We start from the raw sequence: 25,619 nt of genomic DNA on the forward strand, positions 1-25,619 counted from the left end.
GTTCAGTTTAAAGAAATTATAGCATAGACAGTTGAAAGTCAGAGTTTATTTTTACATCGCTAACAATTTGACCGTAATCAAATTTGATAATTCTGTTCGCCTGTTTGAAATAGGCATCGTCATGCGTTACCGCTATAATGGTTTTACCTTCTTTCTTAAATTTAGGAATAAGAATTTCATAGAAATATTTTCTAAAATGTGGATCCTGATCCGCCGCCCATTCATCTAAAACCAAGATCGGTTTTTCTTCTAATAGCGCAAATATTAAAGACATTCTCTTGCTTTGTCCTTTTGAAAAATTACGTCTTGCAGATTCTTCTTTACTATCTCCAACCACCGTTTCCATTTCCATCATCTTCAGTAAAGATTGATATTGAGAATTATTTTCTAACTGGTAATTGTCATAATTATGAGAAAAAACATAATTGTCTGTAAATACTGGAGATATTAGATTTTGTAAAATCTTCTTCGAATTTAGTTTTTCATTGTTTAGGCTAATTTCTCCTTCTTTATGATCATATAAGCCTGTTAATATATTAATGAAGGTACTTTTACCACTTCCATTTCCTCCTACAATAAATATAACTTCTCCTTTCTGGGCATTAAAGTTTACTTTATCTAATGCAAAAGATTGTTCTCCGGAAGTATTCTCATATTGGAAGGATATATTTTTAAAATGTAAAGATTGAAAATTGATGTTTGTTAGATTTTGATTATTGTCTTCCTCTTTTTCTTCACTAAAATCTTTCAAAAAATTATTAATTCTTTTATTAGCAACGGAAAATCTTGTATAGATATTCTGCATATTGATTAAGTTACTTATCGGTCCGGTAATAAACAAAAGAATGACTACATAAGAAACTATATCCTCTTTTGGCAGTAAATTAAACTTTGGCAATACAAATAATATGGCTCCTATTATCAGATATAACCCGTACTGACTAATAAGATTAATGGACAAAAAAATATAATTAACATTATAATCTAACTCTTTTGCCTTATCACGGTTGGGAAACAGATTTTGAGACAACAGATTTTGGGATAATGTTGAATTAACTTTAAGATTTTTGAAACCTTTTATCACATCATTAACATATTTATAGTAATGTTCATTGAATTTTCTTAATACGGTGATTCTCCCATTCATGGTATTGATGACAACAAAATAAATGACAGCAATCATGATGATTAATCCTAAAACCGTTAATCCTGCATATATGGACAGGCTGAACATATACACTAGACAAAGTAACAGCATTAATAATGAATTGATGGTGTGGGTAATTACTTCCGGTAAAGAAGAAAATATTCTTAAATCTTCTATCGCTGTATAAAATCTCTGGGTTCCATACTTTTCTAAGGTAATTAATTTTGTTTTCAATATTCTTTTGAAAATACTTTTTTCATTTTCATACAAAATATTATATGAGTACTGATTAAGTCTCTTTTGAAAAATGATATTCAACAAGTAAGTGAAAATGATAATAATCAGAAAGCTCCAGGCCAAATAGGATTCTCCATAGCTCTTATTACCTGATATTACATTATTTATGATAAACAAAATCCCAAAACTTAATATCGTATTGGGAAGCGCAAATAATAATAAAAACAGTGTATTTTTTAAAGTAATCTTTAGCATTTACTTTTGTGATTTAGATTATTGAAATAGTTCCTAAAATACTCCACGTGATCGAAAATAAAAAAATGATCACCTGGCAATTGTGTAATGGTTACTTTTTCAGTCGTTTCGTCCTCCCAATCCAACATTTCCTCTTCCGTAGCTTCTTCGGAACCATAAAAAACATCTATTGGAATATTGAGTTTCGGCTTCTTTTCGTATTGGTAATTTTCAACCAATCTGAAATCGTGTCTTAATATGGGTAAATAATACTCTATGAGTTCAGGATAATTTTGCATTTCATCCGGAATTCCTCCTAGTGTTAGAATTTCATTCCAAAATTCATTATCAGGTAAGTGAGCTATTTTTTTTTCTCTTGGAATATTAGGAGCCTTTTTACCACTGACAATTAATTTTTCAGGCATTGGTAAGTCATCTTCTTGGAGTTTTTGACAAATTAAATATCCTATTAAAGCTCCCATGCTGTGTCCATATATGACATAAGGGCTATTTTTAAAAATTTTTTCATTGATATCTAGTAGAAAATTATGTATTGCTTCATTCAAATCCAAATCGTCTGTATCCCTTTGTAAGGCAAAAGGAATATGGTTGTTGGTATGTCCTTTAAAAATTTTACTGAAAGAATATTGATTACCACCTGCAAAATGAAATGTTATGAGTTTCATATATTAATCTTTCTATTTTTTGCTATTACTTTCCAGTCATACAAATACTCCCCCTTTTCTACAACATGTAAATATTCATGTAATGCAATAGTAGGACAAATATGATCAGGAATTCCAATGAATATATCACCTACCTTTACATTTGAGGTATCTTCAATTTCCAGCACAAGATGTTCTTCACTTTGCGATATACTTTTGGCCTCTGGAAAGTCCAAGAATATTATTCTTGGAAATGGATTTTCTGATGCTATTGCCTTATGCCCAACATCTAAGCATATTTTTTTTGAGTTTATGATAGAAATTACTCGTGAAATTACGTAAACTGCACATTTAAAATTCAAATCAGGGAGTATTTTTGAATATTTCCAATCCCAAAAAATAAATGTTCCTGGAGAACATTCAACTCTCGGGTTTTGGGCATGTACTGAAAAAGAAGGGGATCCTCCAGCTATAATAATGAATTTTTTATTATATTTTTTTTCTAACGTTTCAATTTTTGAATATGCCTGTTGGAAGGCTTCATTTACTATTCTATTTCGCTCATCGATATCCGTTTCCCTGATATGCCCATCATAAATATGAAATCCTATAATATTTATATTGTCTAATTTCAGTGCTTCTTCAAACAAGGTAATGAGATGGCTAGGGCTTACCCCTGTCCTATTCATTCCAACGTTTATATCTATATAAATATCCTGTGTTATCTTAAAAGATTTCAGCAATTCATTAAAATAATTCAGATTCTCATAATTATCAAAAATGCAGGAAAACTTTGTACCGGGATAGCTATGAATCATTTTTAGAAACCTCTCCATCTTAACAAATGTCGGTTGATGGGCCAATAAGACATCAGGTGCCCCCGCAATTCCTAACATTTCCAATTCAGAAATGGTAGATGCCTTAAATTTATTAACCCCTTTGCTTTTAAGTATTTCGCAAATTTCAAGTATTTTATTTGTTTTTACATGGGGTCTAAACCTTTCTAAAGGTACCATGTTCAACGCCAAATTTATATTTTCTTCCATAATCTCCCTGATCAGTATAATCGAGGGAGAATCAAGTATTGATAAATTATGAATTTCTTTTATTATCATTTTTTCTTACACATTATTGCATCTATTTCAATTTTGGCTCCTTTTGAAATTACAGCGACTCCCAACCTAATTCTTGCAGGAAAAGGAGCCTCAAAAAACTCTGTTATAACCTCATCTAATGCAATTGAATAATTCACATCGGTATAGTATACATTCAGTTTAACAATATCATTTATTGTTCCGCCAGCTGCAATACAAATGTTTGAAATATTTTCCAAACATTGTCTACATGCATTATGATGGTCATCTAAAAGAAGTATATTATCTTTTATGGGTAGCTGACCACTTATAAATACAAGATTCTCAACTTGGATTGCCTGTGAATAGTTTCCTGAAGGCTGTGGAGCTTTTTCAGTTAAAATTTTATGTTTCATTTAAAAAATATTTTATTTTATGAGCTAAGTCAATAGATACTTTTTCTAGTGCATCACGTGTACCAGCTGCAATATGTGGCGTATAGAATACATTAGGATGATGAATTAAAAAATGATTGTAGGTATTTAGAACCGGATCAATATTATAATGTGGATCCGGATAAAGACTGTCTAATACGGCTCCCACTATTGTTCCGTTATTAAATGCCTGAAGTAATGCTCTATCGTCAATAATCTTACCTCTTGCTGTATTAATTAAAATACTCCCCTTAGGTATCAAATTAAATAGAGATTCATTAAATAAATATTCTGTTGTAGGATTTAAAGAGGTGTGAATAGTAATGACATTAGAGTGGGACACGACCTGTTTAATATCATGATAAAATCGGACATTATGATTAGCCTCTGTTGAGGAGACAGGCTTGTTTGTAAAAACCAGAACACTTTTACATAAAGGAGCAATCAATCTGGTAACTTCCTGGCCAATAACTCCATATCCAATAATTCCTACATTCAAATCATTAATATTTCTTCCTTGCCAAATATGCCTCTGAAAATTATTCATTTTAGCACCTAAATGAGATTCAAAAAGCCTGTGAGACATAAGAATCATGGTTCCTAAAACATATTCTGCAACACAACGGGCATTTCCTTCAGCTGAAGTAAATAATCTTATCCCTAATTTATCTAAAGTATTTAAATCTATATTATCTACACCTGATCCAGCTCTGGCAAGAAATTTTAAGTTTGTTCCGTTATTTAAAATTTCATTATTAATTCGATTTCCGCTTTTGAATATAATACCATCATATTGAGCTATTTTCAGTTTAATTTCATCATGTTGCAGTATGCATCCATCATCAACTATTGAAAATTCTTTAAACTGGTCAAGTCCCTTTTCCGCAATTTTATCTAATAAAAGAATCTTAGGCTTTTTCATTCATTGTAATATATTGGTTAAAAATTTCTAATAAATGACTTAAATCGGATAACATTGTCATATGATTTCCTGCAATTTTAACCACTTCTACGTCCTTATTTCCAATAAGATCTAACTGATTATATTCATAATTATAATTTCTTTCGAAATCATTGACTATTTCTGGTTTTATCAGTACAATTTTTTGATTGACTTTGACGGGTTTATAGTTGACTATTAACTGATTTGCCAAATACATCGTGTTCACATATTTATTCGTAAAAACACTAGATTTATCAAGTTTTTCCGCGTGTTCCAAAAGAACATTTCTTGAAATACCTGCATCATATTCTTTATTGTAGAACCCTGGATCAATTAATAATATATCATCAAAGTTCATCAATCGGGACATTTCATAAGCAACTGTCGCTCCTAACGACCATCCTGCAATGATACATCTTTTATAATCCGGATTTTCATTCAGAAACAAATGAATATTTCTTTTATACGATTCTGCTATATATTCAATTGTATTTCCTTCTTTTTCCAGTCTAATGGGATGAAAAATCATAATACTAAAATCTTTTGCCAAGTTTTCTAAATAATCAAAATCAATCCTTCCATCTCCTGCGGGAGTAACTACGACAAATAAGGTCTCCATCCCTGGATTTAAAACGGTATATTCTGTTATTAAGTCTTTTCTATCTAAAGCATTTGTAAAACTTCTGATCGTATTATTTTTATAAAGTAATATTGGATCTGCTTTTATATTCAGAACAGAATATAGCTTATGGAGAAAATGCATGGCCAATATAGAATCCATTCCTAAAGACATAAAATCCTGATTTGGGTCTATCTCCTCCTTGCTCTTTAATGTTTCTTTTATCAGTTGTGATAATTGTTCTTCAAATTCAGTATTAAAGATTATATCGTCAGCCTTCAAATTTTTATTTTTGTTTTTTGAAATCAGACTGATTTGCATTGCATCTACCTTATTATTTCTTGTTAATGGAATCTTATCTAAGTAAGTATATTTTGAAGGAACGCTATATTGTGGTAACTTTTGCAATAAAAAATTATACAATTCATTCGCTTCAATAGGCTGCTTATTTAGTGTGGAGTAAAAAAGACTTACAGAATTTCCAAAATCATTTTTTTCTACCATAGCATAAGATTGAGCAATATTGGCATGCATTGCTACAGATCTTTCAATCTCATCCAATTCGACTCTATATCCTCTTATTTTTACCATCCTTGAATTTCTACTGATATAGTATAAATTCTTGTCGTCACCTATGTACCCTATATCTTCAGTATTAAGAAATAATTTACCGTCAATTGATATAAATTTATTTTCATTAAATTTTTCTTCCACATATCCGGATGACAAACTCTCTGATTTAATATAAATAAATCCTGGTGTCCCTATTGGAAGTATCTTATCATTATCATAGATCATGACCTCTGTATTGTATATTGGATGCCCTGCAGGAACTTCATTCTTCTTTTCCTGCAGCACTTCGTCAAAATCATAATATACTACAGAAGCTGCTTCTGTACATCCGTACCTATTTAAAATTTTAATATGAGGAATCTCTTTTTTCAAAATATTTACCAAATCAATAGAATATGGCTCACCACTTAATTCCAACACCTGCACGCATGTAAGAAATTTCAATTTATTATTTTCTATAAGAAGGGATACATATGAAGGAGTAAGAAATAATCTGGAGATTTTGTTTAACTGAATGAATTCACAGAACTCGTCTACGTTATTCAAAATCTGTGGTTTTAAGATATGTAGAACGGCTCCTTGGGTTAAGGGTTCAAAAAATTCTCTTAAAGAAGGTGCAAAAGAAAAAGAAGATTTTAAAATATAGTGATGATCTTCCTGTGTAGCAGGATAATTTTTTATAAGCCAGTCTAATCTGTTTAAATGATTTCTATTGTTAATTTTAACAAGCTTGGGTTCTCCTGTAGATCCAGAAGTATAATTTATCGTTACTAAGTCATTTTGCGAATACCCGCTTTCATTAATATCACAAGAAACACGTAGAATATCATTATTCACCTGCATTATCTTTACTTTGTCTCGTATGGAAATAAGCCTTTCATTATTTATATCATCTGTTATCAGCAATTCTGGCACTAACTGATTATATATTCTATCTATATTATTTGCAGAGAATGATTCATCGATATTTACAAAGTACATCCTGGATTTTAATATTCCTAAAATTACTGATGGAATAATTCTCGGATTTTTTATAAAAATAAAAACAGCACCCGTAACAGATTGTTCCTGGATTTTACAGAAAATAGCATTACTTTCTTCATTCAGATCCTTATAGGTAAAAGATTCATCATCATATCTGATCGCAATTTTATCAGAGGATTTTTTTGACTCCTCAACAAAACGATGCACCAATGAATCATGCTGATAATCCGCATTATACGTTTTTCCTGTAATGATCGAGTTTTGTGTGGTAATATTGAGTTCTAGAGTACTCAAACATTGAATAATATTATCAATACAATTATTGATAAAAAATTTATTATAAAAAGAATTATTATACTTCATTCTTATAATAAACTTTTCTTCTTCAAGTTGGCTGACTGTGACGGTAATCGGAAAATGAGAGGTTATAACATCTTCATTTATCATCTCAATCTTTAAATTTGCTTCTCCTATTTCCCCTTTCTTGTAATTTTGGAAAGTAAATAATACATCAAATAGTTTTGTTTGATTATGTAACGATGTTATTTCATTTAATGAAACATAAGAGAAATTCCTTGATTCTAAGATCTGTTTTTGTAAAGCCCTTATGCTTTCAAAAATATTTTCATACTGTTTCTTAAAGTCAAAAAATACAGGAATTGTATTGATACACGGTCCTATAATACCATCTACATTTTCAATCTCGGGACTGCGATAGTTCACGATATTTCCCCATGTAAATTTCGATTGATTTAATAGCTCAGACAGTACAAATCCTGTAATAAAATTCGTGGTTGAAGAAAGGGTAGTTTTATTCTGTTTAATTATATTCTGAATCTCTCCACTTATCTCGAAAAGAGAAACTTCTTCTTTATATGATGTATTTTCATATGGTGCAGGCTGAACCTCATTATGTACTGTTAAACCTGACAATAATTCCTTCCAATACTTGGTAGCTTTTGTTTTATCTTGTTTTAAAACATGTTTAACGTACTCATTGTAAGAAGTATGTGTATTAGGAATACCATTATTATTTACATAATAATCGAACAGTTCTTTTATTAAGTTCATCATTGATTGCCCATCCATAATAAGATGATGAGCTGTAATTGCGAAAATTTTTGATTTCCCTTCTAATTCAATAATAGAAAACTTAATCAAGGATGTATTATCAGAAAGTTTTAGTTTCTTAATTTCATTCAGGGTACTTCTTATGTCCTCAACATTATTATAAGTATTGAATACAAAAGCATCTTCACCAGATAATAGTTTACAAGCAAATTTCCCTTGTTCAATATCATAATAGTATGCTGTTTTTAAGATGTCAAACTTATCAATAAGTTTCCTACAGCTTTCACTCACCCTTTTTGTATCGATATCATCAATTTTAAATTCATATTGTACAATATAATCATTGGAATGATCAGAACTAAACATGGCATGCGCAATTAAGCCTTCCTGAAAGGGAGAGATTAAAATATTCTGTTCATTATCATTTTGATTTTCTTCAGTCAGTAACGTTTGGATATTTGTTTGAACTTCGTCTTTAAATAGAATCCAATTTTCATAACTCAAGCCTAGTTTTTTCATTGAGTTGATATTGATGAAAGCTTCATTTTTAGTATAGCCACACGTGATATCCAAAAGGACTCCCAATTTCTCCCAAACTTCATCAATATGTTTCTGATTGATATAGGATCCTAAAGAAACCCGGTCATCAAGCAATGGAAAACTATTTTTTCCTGATTTGGAAATTGATCCTAAAAAATTAAATGTAATTTTAGGATCAAAATTTAATAATTGTTTTACCTCATCAGATAGTACATTTTTGTATTTATCAAAAAAGAATCCACTATAAGGAACATTATCATTTGTACTAAAAACATTCTTCAGGGTTTGATGGAGGCTATTGGAAATTTGATATTTTACAGGAAATTTGGTAGTAAACCATCCAATAATCGTATCACAATTAAAATCATTCAATGTTTTTCTACCATGTCCTTCTTTTTCGATAACAATACTTGAAAAATTCAATAGTTTTCCAATAGAAGAAATAATACCTGCTACAATAATATCTTCAAGATTTTTACTCTTTTGTACTAAAGGGATGGTAATAGTAGCCTTTCTATTTTCAGTCGGCTCAAAAGCATATTCATTTTGATCATTCACCTGCTCTATCCAATATTCTATTTCATTGTTGTCGATATGATTAAGAACATATGAATTTACATTATCAAGCCAGTCTTTATATGATTGGAAATTTCTCAGCGGAGCATCAGAAAAATGATAATAGTGGGTAAAATCATTGATAAACACATTCCATGACACAGCATCTATAACCAAGTGTGGACATGCAAAAAATATAATACTTTTTCCTTCTGAAGCAAATATAGAACAGTATAAAATGGGACCATCAGAAACATCAATCATACGATCTGCTTCTTTCAGACAAAATTGTTCGGAATAATTTACATTATCATCAAGATATTGTTTGAATATATATAAATCATCAGCAGCTGAGCTTTTTTCATAATGTTGAGTCCAATATATTTTCTTAGAAAATCTAAGTCTAAAAGAAGAATGTTTAGTCACGATTTTTCTTAAAGCATTTAATACTTTATCAACCTGATAATTTTCCTCTAATATAAATGAGCTGTACATTAAAAAGTTTACATTTTCAGGAGCATTATTAAAAAACCATTTTTGAATAGGCGCAAGTAAAAAGCTTTTATCATATATTCCAGAAACTTCTTGATTCATCTCTTCAGAACTTCCTTTGTAATTATCTACAAAAGGATGATCCATAAACTGATCATAGGTAACAGAATGACCAATATTATTCAATCTCCCAATAAGGTTTAACAAGGCTAATGAATCTCCTCCATTTTCAAAAAAATTCTTAGAGACATCGATAGATTCAGGAGACACCTCTAAAACCTCGCCCCAAATATTCAAAATTTCATTATGTAAATCCGGAGTCTCCGGAAGCTCTTTTTCGCCAATAATTTGGATATATGGATGATCCATAAATTGATCATAGGTAACAGAATGACCAATATTATTCAACCTTCCAATAAGGTTTAACAAGGCTAATGAATCTCCTCCATTTTCAAAAAAATTCTTAGAGACATCAATAGATTCAGGAGATACCTCTAAAACCTCACTCCAAATATTCAAAATTTCATCATTTACATGAAATTCATTCGAATAGATTTCTTCTTTGGCTGGTTTATCTATGATATTAAGGTGATAGCTCTTAAGAAAATTATAATCAGATTTTCCATTTTGGGTCAAAGGAATTTCTTTAATGAAATAGAAAAAATGTGGAATCATATAGCCCGGTAATTTGCTTATAAGAAAATTTCTTATAATGGTGTCATTTACCTCCTTTGCACCTGTAAAATATGAAACGATTTTATCATTAATAAAGATTGTTTCTGCATTTTCTATAGTAGCCAGTGTTTTTAAATAATGGGTAATTTCATTAAGTTCTACTCTATTCCCATTGATTTTTACCTGGTCATCTTTCCTACCCATATATTCTATATTCCCATCCGGCATCCATTGGGCTATATCTCCGGTGTCATACATTTTCGATGCTAAGCTGTAAGGATTTTTGACAAAGCGATCTGTATCATCAACTTTGTTAATATATCCCTCTGAAATCCCTGCTCCGGAAATATAAATTATCCCCGGTTTATCTGTAACAGGAGCTCCATCATTGTCCAATATGAAAATATGTATTCCCTTTATAGGTTTTCCTATAGGGATATTTTTATAATACCTTCGTTCGATCTTATATACGCAAGCAAAAGTTGTTGATTCCGTAGGACCATACCCATTATAAATGGTTATTTGGGCATTATATTTATAGAGTTTATCTATATGAGTCGGTGAAACAACTGAGCCTCCCGTAATAATATGTTTAACATCATCAAATAATGATAAATCATTATCAATCAACCTGCTAAACAATGAAGAAGTAATCCATGCACTATTAACGGCATGATTACTTATTGTTTTTTTCAATTTTGGGGTATCAAGAAGGGTACCTTTGTCACAGACTACTAAAGTTCCTCCATTTAACAGGGTTCCAAAAAATTCAAATAAAGTTGCATCAAAACTTACATTTCCCGTACTGAGCATGATTGTTTCCTGTGATAATGGAAAGTACTCACATTGATAAACCAGATTGATAATACTGGATTGTTTTATTTTTACTCCTTTAGGTATTCCTGTGGTTCCAGAAGTAAATAAAATACATGCCGTATCTTCATCCATCTTTTTATCATTTGATGTAAAAACAGATGCATTGCCGGTATAGTTATTTTTCTCATTGAAAAATTCCTCCATCAATGATTCAGTAATCATCAATTCTGAATTACATATACTATTTAATAAATCAAGTCTTCCTTCTGGGGATTCAGAATCCACAGGAATATAGACTGCATTTAATTTTAAGACTCCCAAAATGGCTATGATCAGATGATCATTTTTAGGAAGGTTCAATATAATATTTTTTTTTGCCCCTATCCTATATTTAGTAAAAAGAAAGGTTGCAAATAAAGAGCTCACCTGCTCTAATTCCTGATAGGAAATCTTTTTATTATCATATATTATCGCTATTCTTTCAGAAGCTTTATGCGCTTGTTCTTTGAACAGGTCAATTATCGTATTATTAGTTAGCATGATATTATTTTTATTTTTCTAAGTATTAGATCTTGATTCCGTTTGTAATACATATTCATAAAACTTATTGATAAGATTTTCCAGATTTATGGTACTCATGAAATTTGAATTGTATTCCACATGGAGTGTGAGACTTATTGCATGTTCATCATATAAAAACTCAAAAACTAAATCATTTTTAAGCTGAACATTCTGAATTACTTCACTTTTGACTGCCTCAAATCTATGATCAATGGTATTTTCAGCTATTTCATTTAACAAAATAATTGACATATTGAACAATCCGGGAGGGATACTGATCCCGGACATAATAGACGAAAATGGATATAATTTGTGGTCATTATATTCAAATATTTCATTTCTAATATCTATTATCAGGTCTTCTATTTGATGTTTACTACAATCGATCCCTAAAGGTAGTTGGTTTATATAGTATCCTACCTGATCATGATGAGATAAAATTTCTCTTGTAGAAAAAGGAACGGTAAAGATGGAATAAGAGTTGTTGAAAACATCTTTAATGGAATAAGATAGAGAAGCTATGATTCTGGGAAATAAATTCCGTTGTATTGAAGTGTTTAATTTAAACGAAAAATATCTGCTTTCAGAAATTGGAGTTCCATTTTTGGATCGTATATTAAATGAATGACGTGCATTCTTTTTGATATCCAACATTTTTGCTATCCAAAAATCTTTAGACTTATTAATTCCGTCTTTTTCATTCTGAAGATAAGTTAGATAATCTGTAAAATGCTCAGTAAGGGCCTCATCTTCCGGGACTCCATTCATAAAATTCAGAAAGTTTTTTTGGATGATGGCCATACTTTTATCATCCCCTACTATATGATGAAGCACTAAACAAAGAAAGGTTTCATTTTTATTCTTAAAGACGCCTAATTTCACTAAATTTTCTTCTAACTCAAAAGGGGTATAAACGTAATCCGTTACCAAAGAGTAATCGATATCGTTAAAGACATCAATTGATCTAAAATCGTTATCTACTATAAAAAAATATTTTCCATTCTTGTTTAAGAGCTTCATCCTTAAGGCTTCATGCCTGCTTACTATACAGTTGAAAATATCCTTTATTTTTTCAAGATCACAAAGGGATTCATCAACTTTGAAAATACGACTCATATTATAGCTTGAAGATTCTCCCTGCAAACATTTAAAAAGAATATTTCTTTGTGCCGGAGATAGCGGTATGTCATTTAGATTTTTTTTTCTTCTGGAGAGGAAATCTAAAAGTCCTATTTTATTTTCTTTGATCAATGCCAAGTATTCTTTGATATTTTCTGTATTTTCCTCGAAAAAAACTTCAAGATTATCCTCAACAACCTGTACTCCAATATTTAAGGTTGTTAGTTCATTATAAAGATCCCTAATATTTTGCATACTTATTTAGAATATAATATTTCTTTTTCTCCATACAGACGTTCTGATATCATTCCTTTTTGGCTGCATATTCCAATCAATCTGTTAGACTCAACAATCGGATTAGAGACTTCCGTATATTTTATACTGCTGATAAATTCACACCACGGTTCCATTCCCATAGCATATACATATACTTCTTTTGGATTAAAAATATTAATCAATGACATTCCTTTTTCGCAATCTGAACCGGAGAGCCTGCGTTGTTGATCATACTCCCTTTCTAATTTCTTAAACATCAAGGGGCCGTATAACCAGGAAGAGGGAGCCCCATCACACTCCATTCCCAAGAATATAACATCAACATCTCCTACTGCTTTATGTAAATGTTCATAAACACTACTATCTATTATTCTTGAATCAGCCACAAATAATAGTTTGAAGCTTCCGATCTGTACGAAGTGACACAGTTTCGATGCTATATCCAGATCAGAATGTTCCCCCATAAACGGCAAGCCAATGATCTTACAGTCATTTTGATTGATTTCCTCAAGCTCATCAAGCTCATATACATTATTAAATCCAATATGATTAAACATCAGTTTTAAATTTGGGTCTAAATATGAATTACGATTGGATTTAGGAACTATAATATTTTTAATTTTATGCCTTAACGGAAGCAAGGTTTCTAAAAGAATATGATCCTGATGATTGTGTGTGATAAGAACGTAATCAATAGTATCGGGAAGATCATAATCAGAGAAATGATCTACTTCAGACATATACCCAAAATAACTAATCAGAGGATCTACCAAGATGCTGATGTCATCAGTCTCTATTAAAATGCACGCATGTCCAAAATATCTCATTCTTATCCTGTCTCCCGAATAATTTTGATATTTATTAGGATTTTCGTTTGAGAACAAACTTTCAAATAATGCTTTCCGCTCCCCTGTTAAACCAAGTTCATGAATGATCGGTTCAATATCTATAGAATTTCTTTTTGAATAAGATATTGTATCTATGATGGAAGAGCTGAATGGAATATCAAGAAAAAGTACATTTTCACTATTAATTCTGGGGGTGCTTAAGACAAACGGTCTGGAATCATTATTAGTTTCCCATAATGCAATACTTTGAGTAGACTCATCAAAATATTCCTGATAAAGTAATCGCTCATAAATTTTAAAGCTTGGATTATTATTTACATCATACACTAATTCTACAAATCCTTTTAAGGACTTAGGAATAAATTCATATAAGGATTCCAATTTTTGGCCCTTTGCATTATTTTTCAATAAATCGTTAAGATCCGTGAAAGCATGATATAGCTCAATCAGCTTATTTTGTTTTATCAGTGTTTCTTCAATTAAGTTTTTAATTTCAGTGGTTCTGTCATTATTATAATCTATAAAAGGGCCTCCTAACATTTTAGGATTTTTTACGGCTTCCTGATGAAGCTTGGCCGACTTAATATAAGAGTTCATAATTCTTATATGTCTGCCAACAATATTTCTACTTAAGGTTGCCGGAGATATTAAGTGCGACCAGGCATACCACCTCATTACTAATGGTTCTATTACAACATTAGGCTTTAAATACATATCGGATTTTTTATTTGGTATTACTCTATACAAAGCATTAGAATGCCCTGTCTGTTTGTAAAAACAGAATATTTATTTATTTTTTACTTGTAAGGATTAGGTCTTTAGTCTATCAGAAGTATAAAAATTAATGAAAGTGCTTTCGCATCAGTCATTTTATATAACCACCTTTTGATAATTTTTTTTGTCCTGTCGGGATAGTGCATGGGCCAAATCTTTGATTACTAAATTCTCCAGTATGATACTCTGAGAAATCGTCAGATTAAATTTTTCATTAATTTTTTTCCTCAAAACCATTGCTCTCAGAGAATCCCCTCCCAACTCAAAAAAATTGTCATCTATACCAATCTTATCCATACCCAAAATTTCTCTTACCATTTCACACAGTTCAACTTCAACATCAGAGCTTGGAATGACATAGGGGTTGGAAATTAGGGATTCACGGCTCTTGTTAACTTTTCCAGTATCTTTAAGTTTAAATAAACTATTGATTTTATTGTTAATATTATCCGGAGAAATAATAACATGTAAGTATTTTTTTTGAGCCAAGACACATTCTAAAACAGGTAGAATATCGTCCCCAGCCAATATATTGATATTGAGATCATCATTCTTATCTAATGTATCTGCTAATCCTACATTTTTAATCCTCGGCCATTGTAATGTATATATTGGAAATTTAAATTGGCTTTGAACATTAATATCTGCCATACTATTCAAAAAATTGTTATCGGCTATATACAAGGATTGCCCTATTACCGGTATTGTTGTTGCCCGTGAAGAAAAATTGGCAAACAAATTCAGCTTTCTATCCTTAAAATAGGATAATAAATTTTGTGTTCCTTTAATCTTAGGTGAATTTTCCAGTAAATTTTCTTTATTGTTCAACCCATCAATAAACTCAAATTTAACTTGTGCTGCAGTATGAAGAACAGCTGTAATTTTCCCAAAGTCTTTTTCTGCAATATCTAAGTTATTTTCAAAAGATCCCTGGTTACGTATATCAGCTTTAATATTATAAATATGATCATTGATTTTTCCACTTTTCTCATGGCTTCTTCCTATTGATATAAATTTTGCTCCATATTTTTTCTGGATATCATGAATCATAATCTGAGCCATTCCTCCGGTTCCTCCAGTTATGAGAATAACATCTTCTTGGTTGAAAGGAGATATACTTTCTTCTATTTCAATCTCTTTGTATGTTCTGCATAATACCTGACCTTTATTGATGATCAATGCAAAATCATTCGAATTTTCATTATTATTGAAGATATCAAATAAACAATCAATCGACTGAGCATCTAAAGTTTTTATATCAACCATTTTCGTTTCAAAAGATTCATATTCAAGCATAGAGCACATTAGAGGGCCTACAATTTGAGATTTTGATATATCTAAAATAGTATTAGCAATATTATTTTCCCAAGAGAACAAATGATTACAAACCCATGTTATATTAGCTTTTGAAAAAATAGAATTAATATTTCTTACAACATAGGTTGTTGTAAAAAATCTCCTAGAATATGCCTGATCAATATTTTCTTTTTCTCCTATAAAGTCATAATCTAAAAACGAAATTATTTTCTTAAAAATAAAATTAGAATCTTTAACATACCTTAATGCCTCTATAACATCCGTCTCTATGCTAAAATTTGTTTCAAGTTCATTCTCACTTACTACTTTAAATTCCTCACTTTGCTTAATTTTTATGACATTATATTTTTTAAATTTATCCTTAAACAGAGACTCGTCATAATCACTTGGTAACAATAACAAAACATTAGGATAAGTCATTGAACGACTCTGCTTGGTTTCATAGAGTTCCCATATTGGGTGATAAAAAATATCACTTTTCATCATCCCTTTTTGAGAAGTAAGACCGAAATTATCAATTATAACTTCGGAAAGGAGTTTTGTTTTTGCAAAATTATAGTGCGGTGGTATTTCAATATATTTTATTTTTTCTAAATAGAGTTTCTCCCATAGAATATCTATTCCATATTCCCAAATCTTACCTAAATTCTGATAAAAAAACAGTTCATCTCCAATATCTATTTTTTTATGTCTTACAATATTTACAGTATTTTTTAAAGAATACTCTTCTTCCAGTAAATTTTTTATAAAATTTCCGGGCCCGCAATCTATAAATAGACAATCTTGAAAAGTATTTACTATTGTTTCTATCCCTTTATCAAACAATACAGGATGAATTAAATGATCTGACCAGTGTTGCTTAGTGATCTGGCTTTTGTGGCTTATCAATTGTCCTGATGTATTGGAGATAAACGGAATGTTAATATCCTTATACACAATATCATCACTGTATTTCTCAAAATCTCTCCTGATGACTTCTAATAATGGAGAATGATTCGGTTGTGTCGAAGTAAGAACTTTATAATCAATGTCTTTTTCGACAAGCAATTGTATGAACTCATCAATATTCTCTGACGTACCTGAATATACTTTACCATTCGGACTATTGACAACGGACAGAAATACCCCTTGAGATTCTACTTCTTTTAACACATCCACAGGAAAGGAAACATAAACCATTTTTCCTTCCGGTCCACTGGAGAGACAATTTGCTCTTTGTGCAATGATTTGGATGGTTTGCTCCAAATCCATAGCTCCGGAAATACAGCTTGCCGTATATTCTCCCAGACTATGTCCAATAAGGGCATTGGGTTTTACTCCCAACTCCATCAAATAAGTAGCTAATGAATATTGAACAATGAACAGTGCTAGATGCAATTTAACAACATCCGTTTTAATAGCATTTGATCCTTCACCAAATAAAAAATTTTTAAGATCAATATTCAATTTTTCTTGAATCAGACCTAAATTTACATCAAGAATTCTCTTATAAAGTTTAGATTTTTGATATAATTGTTGAGTTGCATTACCATAAAGAACTCCATTTCCCGGAAAAGCAAATATTACATTTTTTAAGGTTGGTTTAGGTGAAAAATTCAAAGGAAATTCTGTATTAGAATCCAATGAGAATCTTACTTTATGATGAATTTTTCTTATCTGTGAAGAAAGTGCCAATTCATTGAAGTCATAATGATCTTTTTTAGAATAAAACTTTTTAATATTTTCTTTTAGTGCCTCTTCGTTTTTTGCACTTAGTAAAATAATGTTTCCTGTTTCATTATTTTTTGCTTTTGTTTCGGGAAGCTCTTCTAGTATACAGTGAGCATTATTACCTCCTATACCAAATGAACTAACAGCTACTCTGATCGGGCTTTCGTAGGCTTTAATAGGTGTCAAATAGGTATTAACATAGAAAGGAGTACTTTGAAAATCAATACTTGTATTAGGTGAGTCGTAATTAATACTGGCGGGGATTTTTTTATTTTTTAAAATCATCACCCCTTTTATTAGTCCTATGATTCCAGCCGCTGTATTAAGATGTCCTATATTGCTTTTAATAGATCCTATAGGAATTTTAACATCTGCAGGAGTTTTATATGTTTGCTTAAGAGCTTCTATCTCAATCGGATCTCCAAGCTGAGTCCCGGTCCCATGACATTCTATATAGTTAACGCTTTCAGGTTTTACCTTACTTAATAGAAATGCTCTTTTAATGGTTTGGACTTGTCCCTGTATACTTGGTGCTGTGAAAGCAACTCTTTTATCTCCATCATTTCCTATTCCTATTCCTTTAATAATACCATGGATATGATCTCCATCTTCAATGGCATCTTTTAACCTTTTTAACACTACAATCCCAATGCCTTCTCCCCAAATTGTTCCTGTTGAAGAATTATCAAAAGGTCTGCAATGCCCATCGTCGGAATTAATATGACCATCTGTATACTGATAAGCTTTATGAGGTTCACTGCTTACATATACTCCACCGGCAAGACATACTTTTGTTTCTCCAAGCAAGAGGCTTTTACAAGCTGAATCTACAGCTATAAGGGAACTGGAACATGCTGTATTAATTGCAACAGAAGGTCCTGATAGACCTAATTTATAAGAAATTAAAGCCGGAATATGATAATAACTTGAAAAATTCTGAAACACAAAATCTTCTATTGGAAATTTATCCTTATTCTGAAGGGTAAAAATCTTCCAATTATAATCTTCAGACATCCCCAGAAAAAGACCTGTAGATCTTCTTAATTCTACTAAAGATATTCCCGAATCTTCAATCGCATTCCAAATTACTTCATGTATATGTCTGCTCTGAGGTGAAAGAAGTAAAGCTTCCTTTTCTGTATAACCAAAGAAATTATAATCAAAAAGCTCTTTATCCTTTATATCATTTTTAATAGCAATATAATGATCCTTTATATGATATCTTTTTTTCTCCTTATCATTTAAAAAACTTACAGATTCCTCTCCATTAGAGAGGCCTTCCCACAGTTCATTATAATTATTTCCCAGAGGTGTTTTACATGCCATCCCTATAATGGCTATTTCTAACCCTGTATACGTTCTATTTTCCATTCAAAAAATCTATTACTTGATTATTGATTTCATTACTTTGGTCTTGTGTCCCTTTATCATCCATATCAGTATGTCGGATATTTTTGAAATAGATAATTTTGATACCGTATTTAGCTTGTTCCTCAGGTGTAGGAATTACTCCTGGATCGGCAGGATAATCATATCCTCTAAGCGATAAGATTCTAGGTTTGGCAATTCTTGGAATAGGAACTCTTCTATGGTCCAGAGATATCACATTTTTAATTAGATCGGCATGATCTCTAACAAATAATATGGCCATATCCCCACCATTGGAATGCCCCATTAAGGTGATGTCGTTCCAATTAAGATTTGGATATTTATTTTTACATTCTTCTATAACATAGCCTATATTCGCTTCTCCTTTTTGCCAATTAGGCATTCGTGTTTTATATAAATCACCTTCCATAGAAAGAAGGTCATCCGTAGGAAGTTCATGCTGAATAGAGATAACGAAGTATCCATTGTTTGCCATAAACTTACAAATCTTAGAATATATTTTATAGTCGCCTCCTTTATTAAAACCATATCCATGATTAAATATTACAATCTTCTTACCCTGATCCGTTTGGTTGTTATCATAAATAGTGATGGGAACAGAACGATTTCTGCTATTATCAAATAGTGCAACATCCTGCTCTTTTAAAGTAGCAGCACTGACCCTTTGTGTAACTTCTTTTTTTGTTGTGGAACAACTTTGTAATAATACAACTACCTGAATACCAAAAATTAAATAAAGAAATTTATTTTTCATAACTATATAATATTTTTCGTGATTGAAGATTTAATTTTCTTACACTGTCTAAAATCCTGTCTACGTTTGTATGATGAATAATATTGTATATAATATCTGATATAATATCCATTTCATCCATACAAAACCCTAATCTTGTTACCTCCTGAAGTCCGATTCTTAAGTAATTTTCATTAAAAATGCGTCTCATATTAATGCTAATACTATTTTGATAGAAAACTTTTGCAATCTTCTCAACATCAAACCTATCGGGTATTCTGATATACAATTGATTCGTAACCAGCTCTCTTTTGTTTTCAGGTTCTAATATATAAAATCCTTTCTTAATAAGTGAGTGGTAAAGGTATTGTGTATTATCGATAATCTTCTTCACATAACTTTCGGAAAATTCATCCATTTCTATAATCGCCAAATGCAATGCAATGGTATGATGGGTATGTTGGCTGGAAACCAAGCTTTTTCCTACTTCATCTTTAACAAGATTTCCCAATTGGCTATTTGAAAAATGTATAATCCCTTTTTGAGGACCCGGAAATGTTTTGTGGGTATTGGCCTGAATGATATCGCAGCCTTCGTATATGGGCTTCATAAATTCCTGTGCGAATATAAGTCCAAACGGGTGTGATGCATCGTACACCAGAATTGTTTCTTCCCCCAATAATTGTCTTAATAATGAAAAATCTACAGGTTGGCACGCAAGACTGTCATCAATATAAAACATTTTGATGGTATACTTATCCTTTATCTCTCGTATAAAATCATAATCAATTGCAAGCGTCTCTCTTTTTAACGGAACCTTTATAGATTTTCGTCCTGTCTTTTCAATAATATTCTGAGTGGCAAAATGTCCCCCTTTTTCAGGATCAATTGTTAGTATATAATCTCCAACATCAGTAGCTGACAATATGGTACACATCATAGCATGTACTCCTGAAAGGGGTCTGAATTCTGTAGCCACACCTCCTAATCTTTTGTTAAGAATTTTTGATGAGATTTCCTCCAGCTTATTTACCAAACCTATTCCCCTATATATATTACCTTTTGAGAAAGTAATATTATCAGTATTGAAGTTTTCTATTCTTCCTAAATGATATCTAAAAGAGAAATTACTGTTTAAAGCCTTAGCAGCAAAATCTGAAAGAATATTTTCATTTGCTGTCAAATGCAGAATATCCGATAGCTCTCTGGCTTCTTCCTCTAATAAGGAAAGATAATGGTTACTCGTCATAATCATTGTGATCTAAATTGTAAATATTTAATGTAGTTTCTAAAATACTTAAGTTCTCTTCCTGTTCCTGATCAGTAGTAGTAACCGTGGTAGAGAGGAACTCTGCAAGTGTGGAAATATTTGGATATTCAAATACTATTACCGGTGAAATATTTTTATCCGGATAGTTGATTTTTAATTTGTTTGATAATTCAATTGCCCTTACCGAAGTTCCTCCAATATCAAAGAAATTATCGTGAATTCCTATCTGATCTATTTTTAAAATGTCTTTCCATATATTCTCAAGTTCTTTTTCCAGTACATTTCCTGCAGGTGTAAACTCTTTTTTGAATAAATCATTTTCTTGTATATCAGGTAAGTCCTTAAAACTTATTTTTCCAGTATTGGTTAATGGAATATGATCAAGAATTACAATAGATTTAGGAACCATATAAGCAGGTAAAGACGATTTTAATATTTCAAGTATCGCTTCTCTGCTTATACTATTGCCAGCCTTAAAACAAATATAACTAGCAATTAAATCACTGTCTCTAAAGGTTTTAAATACAGTAACACTTACTGCTACTTCTTCGATTTGTTCTATGACAAAATTAATTTCGTTCAATTCTATTCTTATGCCATTAAGCTTGATTTGATTATCCAATCGCCCAATAAATTCTATATCGCCGCTTGGAAGTAATTTTCCCCAATCTCCGGAATAGTAGTATCTAAGATTCGGATCTGAATTTTGAAAATCTGCCTTGGTCTTAAATTTCTGATTTGTTAATGTTTCATCCTGATAGTACCCTAAAGCCAAATAATCACTCCCATAAACAATTTCTCCTTCTTCATATATACGTGCCGGTTTGTTACTGGATTTAACAAGGTATACCTTTGTCCGATCAACAGATTTTCCAATAGGCACATGATAACCTACTATACTTTGATCATCTAAAAATTTTTGACAGACAATAGTAGATTCCGTAGGTCCATACCCATTGATAAAAATAGCGTCCTTTCCGAACTTGTTTTTAAATCCTAAGAAGTCTCTTTTAAATACCGCTTCTCCACCGAGCACTATTAATCTAATTGATGAGAGCCTATATTGGATTGTCTTTATTAAAGACCTGAATAATGTCGGAACAGAATGATAGATCGTAATTTCGTGATGATCAATCCATCGGGCCAAATCATTTATTCCTTTAATATTAACATTAAAAGGGTACAATGTTGCGCCATTCAACAATCCTCCAAAAATATCCATTACGGCAGAATCAAAATTATAAAATGGTATCAGGCTTAGATGATCCTCCGGAGCTATATGTAACTGCCTTGTATATATATTGATAAAATGTAATACATTTTTATGAGATTGCATCACCCCTTTAGGCTTTCCGGTAGAACCAGAAGTATATAAAATATAAGCCAAAGAATCAGCGGATGGAATTTCTTCTAAAGATTGCATTGTACCTTGAGAATCCTGATTAATTATTCTTTCAATATTGACTGAAACAAGAGAAGGATCAATCAAAAATTTGTTTGCAAATTCTTCTGTTTGATTATCACACAATATAAGATCCGTATTGATTTCCGCTATAATTTCTCTTGTCCTGAGCGTATGAAGACTTATATCTAATGGTATATAAGCTTTACCTGCTTTTAAGGTAGAAAGAATTCCCAGAACTGATTGATATCCGTGAGATAACAGAATTAATACTTTGTTATTTCTACTGTGTTTTATTATTTCGTTTGAAATAATAGTAGATGTTTCATTAAGTTCTCTGTAAGTCATTTTTTGATTATCATCTACAACAGCATATTTATCAGGATAAGTTTCACATATATAATCAAATCGATCAATTATTGAATCGTATTCTAGCTCCCAATCTACGTAATCATTTTTAGGGGTAATCGGATCCGAAAGTAGGAACTGATCAAAGATTTCTATTTCCTCAATTGTTTTTTCAGAGTGATGAATTACTTCATCAATGATATGCCCAAGCCCCTTTAACCAAAAAAAGACTTCTTTACTGTTGAATAGATCTTTATTAAAAACGCTACTCACGAGAACTCCTCCGGAGGTAGTTTCTACAAAAAATTCTAAATCAAATTTTGAAGCTGTTAAATGGTCTTTTTCATCATCACAGCCAGGCTCATATTCAAAATTATCTTTGATAAAATCTAAGATATTAATAACGACTGGAGTTAAAGGAAGAGTATGGACTGTATTATTAATTTTTAATAAATCACATATCTCGTGAACTGAGATATCAGCATGATTTAAAGCCTCAATAGAAGTACTATGAACCTGATCCAAAAGTTTTTCAAAAGAAGCATGCTGATTCAGCAAATCATTGTGAAATATAATATTTGTAAAAAGTCCTATTATATTCGAAAAAGCAGGATCATTCCTATTGGCAACAGGTATCGCTACCGTAATGTTATTAGTATTAGAAATTCTACCTAATAAAATTTTGAAACATGAGATAAAGAATGTTGACAATGTAACTCCACGTTGTTTTATAATTTTTTTTATCTCATTATAGGATCTATTATCAATTTGAAAATCAGTATAATTTGACGTATAGGCTACTTCATGGTCTATGGATTTTTCAGGATTAGAAATATGTAAATAATCAGGTACGTCTTTAAGCTTGTTTTTCCAGTACTCTAATAGAATGTCTTTGTTTTGGTGTTTCAGATAATTAACATAGTCAATATATTCATAATTAGTTCCGGGAAGTGTATTGTTTTTATTTTTATAAATAGTTAGAAGTTCATTTCTAAATAGATTAACAGACCAACCGTCAAAAATTAGATGATGTATTTTCAAAACAACTTTGAACCTATCTTGTTTAGGAATTACATAAATTTTAAAAAGTGGATATTCATCTAAACTAAAATCATTTTCTAAATTTTGAGCAACAAGATCTTCTTCTGAAATAATGTTAATATCATATTTATCATAGTCATTTGTTATGATTTTCTGTAAAGGTAAATTATCATGTGTAATGAAAACAGTTCTTAAAGACAGATGTCTCTGTACTATCTTATCTATAGATTTCTTTAATAAATTAATATCCAATAATTCGTCTACAGTCAACTGCGTGACAATTATATTGGAAGTATTATTTTTCACTTCTGATATCCACATGTTCATTTGCTGCGGTGATAATTTGTAAGGCTCCGAAATCTCCTCAAATCTCTCTATTTCTTTTTTCTCCATAATCAGAGAATAGGCAATATGCTGTATATGAGGATTTTTAAACAGAACAGAAAGTTCCACGCTCATTTTGTGACGGGAATTTAGGATTGAAATAAACTGCATTGCTTTTATACTATTCCCTCCTAATTCAAAGAAACTATCTGTAATTCCTACTTTTTCAATACCTAAAACTTCCTGCCATATCTTTACTAGCTTTTTCTCTGTTTCATTTTTCGGAGCTACATATTCCTTTCTTACCATATCGTCTTCTTTTACATCCGGTAGAGCTCTACGATTTATCTTTCCGTTTGGAGTAAGAGGTACTGAATCTATTTCAATAAAAAAACCAGGAACCATATATTCAGGAACTTTAGATTGCATATAGTCCCTTAATTCTGATTTATCCAGTTTCTCAGTGGGGTCTTTCTTTACATAGAATGCTATTAATATATTATCCCCGTTAATTTCTTTAGTATCAACGATAGTCTGACTTATAGAGTTATGCTTAGTAAGAACGGTCTCCACCTCATTTGTTTCGATACGATATCCCCTTACTTTCACCTGGAAATCTTTCCTCCCAAGAAACTCTATGTTCCCATCCGGAAGCCATCTGGCAATATCTCCTGTATCATACATTTTACTACCAGGAATGAAAGGATTAGCAATGAACTTCTCTTCCGTTAGCTCTTTTTTATTAATATATCCTTTCGCCAGTCCGGCTCCTGAAAGATATAATCTGCCATATTCACCTATTGAGCATAACACCTTATTTGTGTTTAATATATAAACGTATATATTAGCTATTGGTTTACCAATAGGTGGAATATAGTTTTTAACTGTTTTTTCATCAATCACATAAGTAGTAACGACATGGGTTTCCGCAGGTCCATAATGATTATGAATCTTTATAGGTTTCTCTTTAATACTTTCAAAAATGGCATTATTAAGAATTAGTTTCTCTCCGGCTACTATAATATGCTTAACGTTTTCTCCTACGCATTCTAAAAATGAATCATCTTCTATTAGAACTTTAAAGTATGCGGTCGGGAAGAATAAGACGTCTAATTTATTTTTTGAAATAAAATAAGTAAGTGCCTGAATATCCTTCTTAATTGTATCTGATACAGGGAATAGCGTAGCTCCTGTTAATAAAGTACTGAAGATCTCTTGAAAAGATACATCAAAACTTGGATTAGACAAGAAGGTAACTTTATTATATGGGGCAATAGTCTTTATGTGATATTTAATCAAATTCAGAATGTTTTCCTGTTGCATCATCACTCCTTTAGGCTCTCCTGTAGTTCCTGAGGTATAAATCACATATGCCAAACTATCTGGTCTGCTGATAATCGGAAGGTTCTCTTTTTTGTATTGGTTTTTCTGTTTTTTTAATTCCTCATG

12 protein-coding genes are annotated in these 25,619 nt (G+C 31.1%); all 12 read right to left on the bottom strand.

Annotated features, from left to right (window positions below; translation table 11 throughout):
- Positions 1-16: 16 nt before the first annotated feature.
- A complete protein-coding gene (locus tag V6R96_RS16010) occupies positions 17-1,639 on the bottom strand; it encodes a cyclic peptide export ABC transporter (protein WP_336379158.1) in 1,623 nt (540 codons plus the stop codon).
- Positions 1,633-2,304: a thioesterase domain-containing protein gene (locus tag V6R96_RS16015; protein WP_336379157.1), complete on the bottom strand. Its 672-nt coding sequence runs from the start codon at positions 2,302-2,304 to the stop codon at positions 1,633-1,635. Before V6R96_RS16015 ends, V6R96_RS16010 begins: the two co-directional genes overlap by 7 nt.
- Complete coding sequence (locus V6R96_RS16020) at positions 2,301-3,398, bottom strand: alanine racemase (protein ID WP_336379156.1); 1,098 nt, start codon at positions 3,396-3,398, stop codon at positions 2,301-2,303. Before V6R96_RS16020 ends, V6R96_RS16015 begins: the two co-directional genes overlap by 4 nt.
- Positions 3,395-3,772: a RidA family protein gene (locus tag V6R96_RS16025; protein WP_336379155.1), complete on the bottom strand. Its 378-nt coding sequence runs from the start codon at positions 3,770-3,772 to the stop codon at positions 3,395-3,397. Before V6R96_RS16025 ends, V6R96_RS16020 begins: the two co-directional genes overlap by 4 nt.
- Entirely contained in the window at positions 3,762-4,712 is a 951-nt protein-coding gene (locus V6R96_RS16030) for an NAD(P)-dependent oxidoreductase (RefSeq protein ID WP_336379154.1), read from the bottom strand. Before V6R96_RS16030 ends, V6R96_RS16025 begins: the two co-directional genes overlap by 11 nt.
- Positions 4,699-11,598, bottom strand: a complete 6,900-nt coding sequence (locus V6R96_RS16035; RefSeq protein WP_336379153.1) for an AMP-binding protein — start codon at positions 11,596-11,598, stop codon at positions 4,699-4,701. The genes V6R96_RS16030 and V6R96_RS16035 overlap by 14 nt, the downstream gene beginning before the upstream one ends.
- An 18-nt stretch (positions 11,599-11,616) precedes the next feature.
- On the bottom strand, positions 11,617-12,993 hold the full coding sequence (locus V6R96_RS16040) for a condensation domain-containing protein (protein ID WP_336379152.1): 1,377 nt from the start codon (positions 12,991-12,993) through the stop codon (positions 11,617-11,619).
- Between the two features lie 2 nt (positions 12,994-12,995).
- On the bottom strand, positions 12,996-14,576 hold the full coding sequence (locus V6R96_RS16045) for an MBL fold metallo-hydrolase (RefSeq protein WP_336379151.1): 1,581 nt from the start codon (positions 14,574-14,576) through the stop codon (positions 12,996-12,998).
- A gap of 156 nt (positions 14,577-14,732) precedes the next feature.
- On the bottom strand, positions 14,733-19,034 hold the full coding sequence (locus V6R96_RS16050; protein WP_336379150.1) for a beta-ketoacyl synthase N-terminal-like domain-containing protein: 4,302 nt from the start codon (positions 19,032-19,034) through the stop codon (positions 14,733-14,735).
- Positions 19,024-19,806, bottom strand: a complete 783-nt coding sequence (locus V6R96_RS16055) for an alpha/beta hydrolase (protein WP_336379149.1) — start codon at positions 19,804-19,806, stop codon at positions 19,024-19,026. Before V6R96_RS16055 ends, V6R96_RS16050 begins: the two co-directional genes overlap by 11 nt.
- Positions 19,796-21,034, bottom strand: a complete 1,239-nt coding sequence (locus V6R96_RS16060) for a hypothetical protein (RefSeq protein ID WP_336379148.1) — start codon at positions 21,032-21,034, stop codon at positions 19,796-19,798. The genes V6R96_RS16055 and V6R96_RS16060 overlap by 11 nt, the downstream gene beginning before the upstream one ends.
- A partial coding sequence (locus V6R96_RS16065) for an AMP-binding protein (protein ID WP_336379147.1) occupies positions 21,024-25,619 on the bottom strand: 4,596 nt, incomplete at its 5' end. The genes V6R96_RS16060 and V6R96_RS16065, both read right to left, overlap by 11 nt.

The organism is Chryseobacterium sp. CCNWLW53, from assembly GCF_037083525.1.
GTDB classification, from domain to species: Bacteria; Bacteroidota; Bacteroidia; order Flavobacteriales; family Weeksellaceae; genus Chryseobacterium; species Chryseobacterium lathyri.